The sequence below is a fragment of the Streptomyces sp. BR123 genome, assembly GCF_013401435.1.
Classification (GTDB): domain Bacteria; phylum Actinomycetota; class Actinomycetes; order Streptomycetales; family Streptomycetaceae; genus Streptomyces.
Genome location: NZ_JACBGN010000271.1, coordinates 1 through 9,618, shown reverse-complemented (window position 1 = coordinate 9,618; position 9,618 = coordinate 1). Strand labels below are relative to the sequence as shown.

The following is a 9,618-nucleotide window of genomic DNA, read 5'->3' as shown; positions in this document are numbered from 1 at the left end:
GCCGGGGGCGGTGATCTCGCCGGCGAGGACGGCGTCGGGATCGGCGCCGGCGAGGGTGGCGAGCACCCAGCGCATCTGGGCGACCAGCGCCTCGACGGCGTCCTCGTCGACACCGTCGGCGGGGCTGGGAACCCAGGTCAGGCCCATCCGCAGGCGGCCGTCGTGGACGATGCCGTAGACCTCGATGCCGTAGACGCGCTCGCAGCGGGCCGAGTGCTCCCGGGGGATCGGGCGGCCCGACATCCGGAACCGGCCGGCGGGGCTGAGCTGGTCGGCCTGGCCGTAGTAGTTGAAGCAGACCAGGGCGGGCGGCAGGGCGCGCAGGGCGTCGCGGACGGCCGCCCTGGGCTCGTACTCGCGGCAGGCGCCGAAGCCGACGCCGCCCTGCGGTACGGCCGCCAGGACGCGGCCGGCCTCGGTGACGAACTCCTCGGGGTGCCGGGCGCGTTCGGCGCTGATCACGACGGGGTGGATGGCCGTGAACCAGCCGACGGTGCGGAACAGGTCGTCGCGGCCGTGGCGGCCGTGCGTCTCGACGTCGAACGTGACCGTGGAGGTGCCCCGCCACCGGGCGAGGGCCTGGGCGAACGCGCCGGTCATCGTCTCGTGCACGGACAGGCCGAGGCGGCGCGGCAGCGGGCCGATCAGCTGCTGGGTGGCGTCCGCGTCGAGGGAGAACTCGATCCGGCGGATCTGCTCTTCGTCGGGGGCCGGGGTGGTCAGCAGCAGGGTACGGGCCGCCTTGCGCTCCTCGGCCAGGGCGAGCCAGTGGTCGGACTCGCCCGGGCGGGCGGCGACGGCGGGCAGGCCGTCGACCCACTGGCCGTACGAGCAGGCCTCGGCGGGCAGGGCGGGCAGGGCGCCGTCGGCGAGGGCGTCCAGGGCGTGTTCCAGGTCCTCCAGGAGGATGCGCCAGGACACGCCGTCGACGACCAGGTGGTGGACGGCGATCAGCAGCAGGCCGGTGCCGTCGCGCCGGTCGCCGGCGAGGACGGCCCGCACGTGGATGCCGTCCAGCGGGGCGAGGCTCTCCTCGGCTTCTTCGAGGATCCGGTCGAGCTCGTCCTCGCCGCCGAACTCCCGCTCCCACAGCACTTCGCGGGGCGGGTAGGCGGCGAACGGCGCCGCGTCGGCCATCCGGCCGTCGCCGGTGGCGCCGTCGTGCTCGAAGCGGGCGCTGAGCGCGGGGTGGGCGGCCACCACGGCCTGGAGGGCGAGGCGCAGCGCGGAGGCGTCGAGCGGGCGGTTGAGCTCCAGCAGGACGGACTGGTTCCACTGGTGGAGGTCGGTCCTGATGTGGCGGAAGAACCACGACTGGACCGGGGCGAGCGGCCGGCCGTCGGCCGGGCCGGCGGCCGCGGGGGTGGCGGCGGCCGCCGCGGTGGGGACCTGCGGCGCGCCGGAGTCGAGATGGGCGGCGAGATCGGCGAGCACCGGGTGCTTGTAGATCTCGCGCATCGTCAGGGTGTAGCCCTCGCGGCGCATCCGGGAGACCAGTTGCATGGCGAGGATGGAGTCGCCGCCGTCCTCGAAGAACTGGCTGCTGTCCTCGGTGGCTCCCAGCAGGTCGGCCCAGACGGCCCGGAGCCGGGGCAGCACCGCCGGCCGCGCAACGGTGGCGGGGGCGGACGCCGCCGGCGCGGGGGCGGTGGGGGCGGACGCCGCGGTGGTGTCGGCCGGGGCGGTGGCTGCAGGGGCGGATGCGGTCGGCGCGGTGGCGGCAGGCGCGGTGGCGGCAGGCGCCGTGGCGGCCGGGGCCTCGGCGGGCTCGGCCGCGGCGGCGATCCGGGCCAGCTCCTGGCGGTCGGTCTTCCCGTTGGCCAGCAGCGGGATCCGGGCCACCGGCGTGATCCGCACCGGCACCATGTGAGAGGGCAGCGCGCGGCTCACGTCCCGGCGCACGACCGCGGCGTCCAGGCCCTGCGGCACCACGTACGCGGTGATCTGCAGGCTGCCCGCGGCGTGCCGGGCGACCTGGACGGTCGCGTCCTCGACGCCCTCGACGGCCATCAGCGCGGCGCGCACCTCGCCGAGTTCGACCCGGTTGCCGTTGATCTTCACCTGGTCGTCGAACCGCCCGAGGTGGGTGAGGGATCCGTCCGGGAGCAGCCTGACGAGGTCGCCGGTGCGGTAGACCCGTCCCGTGCGGCCGTCGCCGAGGTCGAGCGTGCGGTAGCGGTCGGCGGTGCGCTCGGGATCGCCGAGGTAGCCGTCGGAGACCGTCCCGCCGCCGATCCACAGCTCGCCCGGCGCACCCGGCGGCAGCAGCCGCTGCCCGTCGTCGAGGACGTAGCAGCGGATGTTGTCGAACGGCACGCCGATCGGCACCTCGCCGCGCCTGGTCCACGAGCCCGCGTCGCCGCGCGGCCAGGAGAAGACGGTGGAGTACGAGGTCTCGGTCGGGCCGTACGCGTTGTGCAGGCGGGCCGGGTGGACCGCCTCGAACGCGCGGCGCAGCTCGTTGGGAAGCGACTCGCCGGTGCTGACCACGGTGTGCAGGCTGCGGTTGGCGGGGAAGTCCTCGGCCTCCAGCAGCAGCCGCAGCTGGGAGGGGACCAGGTGGAGGAGGGTGACCTGGTGCCGGTCGAGGGTCCGGGCGAGCAGGTCGGGGTCGCGTTCGGCGTCCGGCGGGGCGATGACCAGGCGGGCGCCGGCGACCAGCGCGACCAGCATCTCGTGGGCGCTGACGTCGAAGGTGAACGGCGCCTTCAGGAGCATGGCGTCGTCGGGGCCGATGCCGAAGTGGCGGATCGCGGCGAGGACGTCGGTGGCCAGCGCCCGGTGGCTGAGCTGCACGCCCTTGGGCAGGCCGGTGGACCCGGAGGTGTAGAGGACGTGCAGGGCGCTGTCGGCGGTGGGGGCGCCCCGGGGCACGGAGGACGGGCCGGCGGTGAGCGTGTCCAGGCGGACCGGTGCGGGGCCGGGCGGGCAGGCCTGCTCGGTGTCGGCGGTGACCAGCACCGTCCGCATGCCGCTGCTGTCCACGATGTGGCGCCGGCGGGCCTCGGGGTGGGCCGGGTCGACCGGGACGTACGCGGCGCCGATCCGGATCACGGCGAGCATGGCGGCGACCGCCTCGTCGGTGCGCGGCAGCATGGTGCCGACCCGGTCGCCGGCGCCGACCCCGCGGCCGGCCAGTGCCTCCGCGTAGGCGTCGATGCGGTCGCCGAGCTCGCGGTAGGTCCAGGCGCGGTCGCCGGACTCGACGGCGACGCGGTCGGGCTGCTGCTCGGTGCGGCGGCGCAGCAGGGTGTCGATGTCGGTGTCGGGGACGGGGCGGTCGGTGGCGTTGAGCAGGTCGAGGGTGGCGCGGGCGGCCGGGCCGACGCCTTCCAGGTCGGTGACCGGGCGCTCGGGCTCGCGGACGATCTCCCGCGCGAGGGTGGTGACGTGCTCGACGAAGGCCTCGGCGGTGCCGGCCTCGATGCGGGAGGCGTCGTACTTGAGGCGGCCGCGGACCCGGCCCTCGCCCTCGTACAGTTCGAGGGTGAGCAGGCCGAGGCCGGGCGAGGGGACGTCCTGGCGCCAGCGGGCGCGCAGGCCGCCGGGCAGTTCGACGCCCTCGGTGGCGGCCGCGGAGGAGTCGGCCCAGCTGTGCAGGACGAAGGTGCAGTTGAAGACCTGCGGGTCGGCCGGGTCGGTGCCGGGGATGAGGCGGGCGATCCTGGGGAACGGCAGCCGGGAGTGGTCGACGGCGCGGGCGAGTTCGGTCTGCACGCGGGCCACGAAGCCGGCCGCGGTCAGGCCGGACTGCTCCGGGGATCGGACCAGCAGGGTCCGGACGAAGTAGCCGACGGTGCGCTCGAACCGCAGGTCGTTGCGGACGCCCAGCGGGACGGCCACGGTCGGGGCGGACTGGCGCGCGTACGTCCCGAGCGCCTTGAGGTAGGCGGCGAGCAGCACGGCTGCGGGGCCGGCCCGGTGGGTGCGGGAGAAGCGGCCGATCTCGGCGGACAGGCCGGCGTCCAGTTCGACCGGCACGCTGCGGCCAACGGGTGCGTCGCCGCGGCCGGGGACGTCCAGGGGGAAGTCGACGTCGACGTCGGCGCCGTCCAGGCGGTCGCGCCAGTACTCCTCCAGGGCGCTGGTGTCCGTGTCGGCGCGCCGGGCGCGGTCGGCTACGTAGTCCGCGAAGTCGGCCGGGGCTTCGCCGGGGACCTCGCCCTCCCGGTAGGCGGTGAGGAGGTCGGCGAGCAGGATGGCGGTGGACTCGCCGTCCACGACCAGGTGGTGGACGACGAGCAGCAGGGTGTGGTGCTCGGTGCCGTGGCGCAGCAGCAGGGCCCGCAGGACGCCGTCCCGTTCCAGGTCCAGTTCGTGGCGGGCGACGGCCAGCAGCGCGGCGGCGTCGGCGCCGTCGGCGGTGGCTGCGACGGTACTGCGCTCCAGGCGCGGGGCGCGGCCGGGCCGGATCTCCAGCTCGGGCAGGCCGTCGGCGTCGTCCACGACGCGGGCGGACAGCATGGGATGGCGGGTCGTCAGGGTGGCGAGTGCCCGCTCCAGTGCGGCGGGGTCGAGGGGTCCGCGCAGGTCGAGCGCCAGCGGCACGTTGTACGGGGATGCGGCGGGGTCGGCGCGGTGCTGGAGCAGCAGGCCGAGCTGTTCCTCGGTCAGGGATGTCCGGCGGGTGCCGTCCGCCGCCCGCGTCCCGGTCAGCACGCCTGCGGAGGGGTCATGGGTCATCTGAGGTCTCTCCTGGATCGGATCAGGGGCGTGGGACGGCGGGCGGTTCGCCTCCACCGGCGGTACGCACACCTCCGCAGCGCGGCTGCCGCTTCCTCGGGGGCAGCGTCGTACTCCGGGCGTGCCGGGTCACCGCTGTGACGTGCGGTCACGAGTCTGCCGGGGGCCGTCCACACGGCGCTGACAGTGCTGACAGGGGGCCGGGCGGCACGGAGTGCGGCGGCGGAGTGCGGCGGCGGAGTACGGAGTGCACCGGCGAGGGCGTGGGAAAGGGCCCGCCCCGACGGGGGTGCGGGGCGGGCCCGGGGGAGGATGGTCAGTGGGTCCGGTCGGCGACGAACGCGGCGAGCCGGTCGAGGCCGGTGTCGATCTCGTCCGGTGTCAGCACGCTGAACGACAGCCGCAGCTGCTCGGTGCCGCCGGTGCCGGCGTAGAAGTGGTGCATCGGCGTCCACAGCACGCCGAAGCGGCGCGCGGAGTCGTCGAGCGCGGCGTCGTCGGCGCGGAAGGGGACGGTGACCACGGCGAACAGCCCGCCGGCCGGGGTGTTCCAGCGGACGCCGTGCGCCGGGTCGCCGAACCGCCGGGCGAGGCCGTCGAGCAGGGCGTGCCGGTTGCGCCGGTAGACCTCCGCCGCGGGTGCGCTGGCCCGTTCCATGCTGCACCCGTGCTCCAGCAGCAGTCCGCCGATGGCGGCCTGCGCGACGGAGGAGGTGTTGAGCGTCAGCATGCTCTTGAGCTTGGCCAGCTGGTCGGCGAGGACGCCGCCCTCCCGGACGGGCTGGTCGGCGATGACGTAGCCGATCCGGGCGCCGGGGAAGGCGGTCTTGGCGAACGAGCCGAAGTAGACCACCCGGGTGCCGCGGTCCAGCGACTTGAGGGTGGGCCGGCGCGGTACGCCGTCGTGGAACATCGAGTACGGGTTGTCCTCCAGCAGGAGGATGTCCTCGCGCTCGGCGATCCGCAGCAGGCGCTCCCGGTCGGCGACCGGCATGGCGGCACCGCCCGGGTTCGCGAAGTCGGGGATCACGTAGCAGGCACGCGGGTTGAGGCCGGCGGCGCGGGCCCGGCGGATCTGGTCCTCCAGGTCGTCGGGGTCGAGGCCGCCGGGGCCCTCGCGGACCGGCCGCACCGGCATCTCGACGAGCCGGGCGGCGCCGGTGAAGCCGACGTACGTCGGGGCGGCGGCGAACACGACGTCCCGCGGGTCGCGGCGCAGCGCGCGCAGCACCAGGACCATCGCCTCCTGGCAGCCGGTGGTGACCACGATCGAGGCCGGGTCCGCCGTCAACTGCTCGTCGACCGCGAGGTGGCGGGCGATCAGGTCGTTGATGATGCCCTTGGTGTGGCCGTACTGGAACAGGGCGCGGGTCACCTGGTCGGGGTCGAGGCCCTTCCCGGCCAGGTGGCGGGTGTAGGTCTCCAGGTGGCGGTGGAGCGCCGCCACCTCGTAGCCGCCCTCGAAGGGGCGGCCCGCCGCGAACGACACCGCCTGCGGGTACCGGCCGGTGATCTCGTTGAGCAGGGTCATCGAGGTCAGTGCGGGGTCCGTCAGCGAGGCGTGGAGGTCGGCGGTGCTCAGGACGCCCCCGGCCGGCGCCGGCGGCCGTGGGGGGTCGAGGAGTCCGGCTGCCGGGCCGGGGGCGGGACTCACGCGGAGGCGCCGTTCATGGCGTCGACCAGGCTCTTGGGCCGCATGTCGGTCCAGAGCCCGGCGATCCGGTCGAGCGCGTCCTGCCGCCCGGTGGCCTGGACGGCGACCGTCCAGCCGGCCGGGACCTCGGCGAACGACGGCCACAGCGAGTACTGGCCCTCGTGGTTGACGAGTACGAGATAGGTGGCCTCGGCGTCCTCGAAGGGGTTGGTCATGATGCTCCTCGGATGGGTCGACGGATCGGTGGACCGGGCTCCGGGCCGGCCGGGCCGTGCGAACAGGGTCCGGTGCGGTGCTGTCAGGGCGCTGACGCCGTTGACACGGCCGCGGGTCCGTGGCGCTCCGCGGGGGCCGGTTTTGTAACCGCGGGCCGGTTGTGGCCGGGCGCGCAGTTCCCCGCGCCCCTACGCCGGCGGTCGACTGCCGGTTGGTTGGGGCCGGGCGCGCAGTTCCCCGCGCCGTTATCGGGCGCTGCCGGTCAGGGTGGTCAGGAGGGCGGTGACGACCGGGGCGGGGTCGGTGGTCGGGTGGAAGTGGTCGCCGGGGAAGGTCCGGTGGGTGGTTTCGGCGCTGGTCGCCAGCTGCCAGCCGGCGGCTTCGGCCTCGGTCAGTTCGGGGTCCTCCAGGCCGCGGTGGGTCGTCACCGGGGCCCGGAGGACCGCGCCGGGCTCGGACCGGTAGGTCTCGGCCAGGCGGTAGTCGGCCCGGGCCGTGCGCAGCACGAGCTCGCGCAGGTCCGGGTGTTCGAGTACTTCGGGCGGTACGCCGCCGAGGCGGTCGAGTTCGGCGAGTACGGCGCGGTCGTCGCCGAGGTGGACGGTGCCGGGGCGCACCAGGTGCGGTGCGGGCATGCCGGAGGCGGTCAGCCGGACCGCGGTGTGCCCGCGGGCCTCCAGCCGGCGGGCGGTCTCGAACGCGACGAGGGCGCCCAGGCTGTGCCCGTAGAGGGCGAACGGCCGGTCCAGCAGGGGCAGTGCGGCCTCGCAGGCCCGGTCGGCGAGCCGGGCGAGGTCGTCGACCAGTGGTTCGAGGAGGCGGTCGGCGTGCCCGGGGTATTCGATGGCGTGCAGTTCCACGTGGTCGGGCAGGAGGGCGTGCCACCTGCGGAAGGCGGCGGAGGAGCCGCCGCCGTGCGGGAAGCACAGCAGTCGGATCCGGGCGGCGGGCCGGGGGCTCAGGCAGCGGAACCAGGTGGCGGTGGTTTCTGTGCTCATGCCGGGACCGCCTCCCATTCCAGGGACGCCACCGCGTCCAGGACCCGGTCCACGCCCGGCAGGTAGTGGCGCTCCAGCAGCGGAGCCGGGTACGGCACGTCGAATCCGGTGACGCGGCGCACGGGTGCCTCCAGGTGGTAGAAGCAGCGTTCGGTGATCCGGGCGGCGATCTCGGCGCCCGGGCCGGCGAAGCCGTGTGCCTCGTGGACGACGACGGCGCGGCCGGTGCGGCGCACGCTGGCGCAGACCGTCGCGTCGTCGAGCGGCATCAGGGTCCGCAGGTCGATGACTTCGAGGTCCCAGCCGTGTTCGGCGGCGGCTTCGGCGGCCTCCAGGGCGGTGGTGACGGCCGGACCGTACGCGATGAGCGTGGCGTGGGTGCCGTGCCGTCTGACGACCGCCGAGCCGAGCGGGCCGGTGTCCACCGGCAGCCCGACGGCCTCCTTGTGCCAGTACAGCCGCTTGGGTTCGAGGAAGACCACGGGGTCGGGGGAGGCCACCGAGCGGCGCAGCAGCGAGTACGCGTCGGCGGCGGTCGCCGGGGTGACGACCGTCAGCCCGGGGGTGGCCATGTAGTAGATCTCGGAGGAGTCGCTGTGGTGCTCGACGGCGCCGATGCCGCCGCCGTACGGGATGCGGATGGTCAGCGGGAGGCCGATGGAGCCGCGGGTGCGGTTGCGCAGTTTGGCGACGTGGCTGACGAGCTGTTCGAAGGCGGGGTAGGCGAAGGCGTCGAACTGCATTTCGACGATCGGGCGGTAGCCGTACATCGCCATGCCGACGGCGGTGCCCAGGATGGCCGACTCGGCGAGCGGGGTGTCGAAGCAGCGCTCGTCGCCGAACTCGGCGGCGAGCCCGTCGGTGATCCGGAAGACGCCGCCGAGGGCGCCCACGTCCTCGCCGAACAGGATGGTCTTCGGGTCGGCGCGCAGGGCGTCGCGCAGGGCGGTGTTGAGCGCCTTGGCCATGGTGGTCCCGGACATCATTCCCCCTGTTCGGCCGCGGCCAGTTCGGCTGCCAGGCGGTCCGACTGTTCGCGCAGGTGGGGCGGCAGGTGGTGGTAGACGTGCCGGAACATCTGCATCGGGTCCCCCGTCGGCGGCTCGGAGAAGCGGGCGCTCAGTTCGGCGGCGAAGGCGTCGGCGGCCGCGGCGATCCCGTCGGCGGCGGCGCGGTCGAGCACCCCGGCGGCCAGCAGGTCCCGTTCGAGGCGGTCGACCGGGTCCTGCGCGGCCCAGGTGTCGGCCTCCCCGGCGGGGCGGTAACGGGTGTCGTCGTCGGCGTTGGTGTGCGCGTCGATCCGGTAGGTGACCGCCTCGACCAGGGTCGGTCCGTGGCCGGCCCGGGCCCGTTCGGCGGCGTCGTGGACGGCCCGGTACACCTGGAGGACGTCGTTGCCGTCGATCCGCACGCCGGGCATGCCGTAGCCGGCGGCCTTGTCGGCCAGGGTGCGGGCCGCGGTCTGCTTGGCGAGCGGGACGCTGATCGCGTACTGGTTGTTCTGGACCAGGAAGACGACCGGGGCGCGGCGGACGGCGGCGTAGTTGAGCGCCTCGTGGAAGTCGCCCTCGCTGGTGGCGCCGTCGCCGATGTAGGCGAGCGCCACGACCGGGTCGCCGGCCATCCGGGCGGCGTCGGCCAGCCCGGCGGCGTGCAGGCACTGGGTCGCCAGCGGGGTGCACTGGGGGGCGGTGCGCTCGGCCGCCGGGTCGTACCCGCAGTGCTGGTCGCCCCGGAAGAGGGTGAGCACCTGCACCGGGTCGATCCCGCGGGTGAGCAGTGCGACGCTCTCCCGGTAGGTGGGGAACAGCCAGTCGGTGGGGCGGACGGCGAGCGCCGAGCCCACCTGGCAGGCCTCCTGGCCGCGGGAGGAGGGGTACACGGCGAGCCGCCCCTGCCGGCTGAAGGCGGTGGCCTGCCGGTTGAAGGCGCGGCCGACCACCATGGCCCGGTACATGAGCAGCTGCCGGGCGGGCGGCACCCCGGTGACGGCCGGGTCGGCGGCGGCAGCCGGGTCGGCGGGGGCCGGGCCGGCGGGGGCCGCTTCGAGTACGGTCACCCCTGGCC

General features: G+C 75.2%; 6 protein-coding genes. All 6 read right to left on the bottom strand.

Translation table 11 applies throughout. The annotated features are described in order from the left end of the window. The coding region (locus tag HYE82_RS29330) for a non-ribosomal peptide synthetase (RefSeq protein ID WP_179177206.1) at positions 1-4,683 on the bottom strand (4,683 nt) is incomplete at its 3' end. 316 nt (positions 4,684-4,999) lie between these two features. After that, a complete protein-coding gene (locus HYE82_RS29325; RefSeq protein WP_179177209.1) occupies positions 5,000-6,214 on the bottom strand; it encodes a PLP-dependent aminotransferase family protein in 1,215 nt (404 codons plus the stop codon). Positions 6,215-6,333: 119 nt separating this feature from the next. Further along, positions 6,334-6,552: an MbtH family protein gene (locus HYE82_RS29320; RefSeq protein ID WP_218783205.1), complete on the bottom strand. Its 219-nt coding sequence runs from the start codon at positions 6,550-6,552 to the stop codon at positions 6,334-6,336. Positions 6,553-6,798: 246 nt separating this feature from the next. Further along, positions 6,799-7,551 (bottom strand): thioesterase II family protein, encoded by a 753-nt coding sequence (locus tag HYE82_RS29315; RefSeq protein WP_179177205.1) that lies wholly within the window; start codon positions 7,549-7,551, stop codon positions 6,799-6,801. Further along, positions 7,548-8,534, bottom strand: coding sequence for an alpha-ketoacid dehydrogenase subunit beta (locus HYE82_RS29310; protein WP_256987865.1), 987 nt, complete (start codon positions 8,532-8,534; stop codon positions 7,548-7,550). Before HYE82_RS29310 ends, HYE82_RS29315 begins: the two co-directional genes overlap by 4 nt. Then, entirely contained in the window at positions 8,534-9,610 is a 1,077-nt protein-coding gene (gene pdhA, locus HYE82_RS29305; protein WP_179177207.1) for a pyruvate dehydrogenase (acetyl-transferring) E1 component subunit alpha, read from the bottom strand. The genes HYE82_RS29310 and pdhA overlap by 1 nt, the downstream gene beginning before the upstream one ends. Positions 9,611-9,618: the final 8 nt, after the last annotated feature.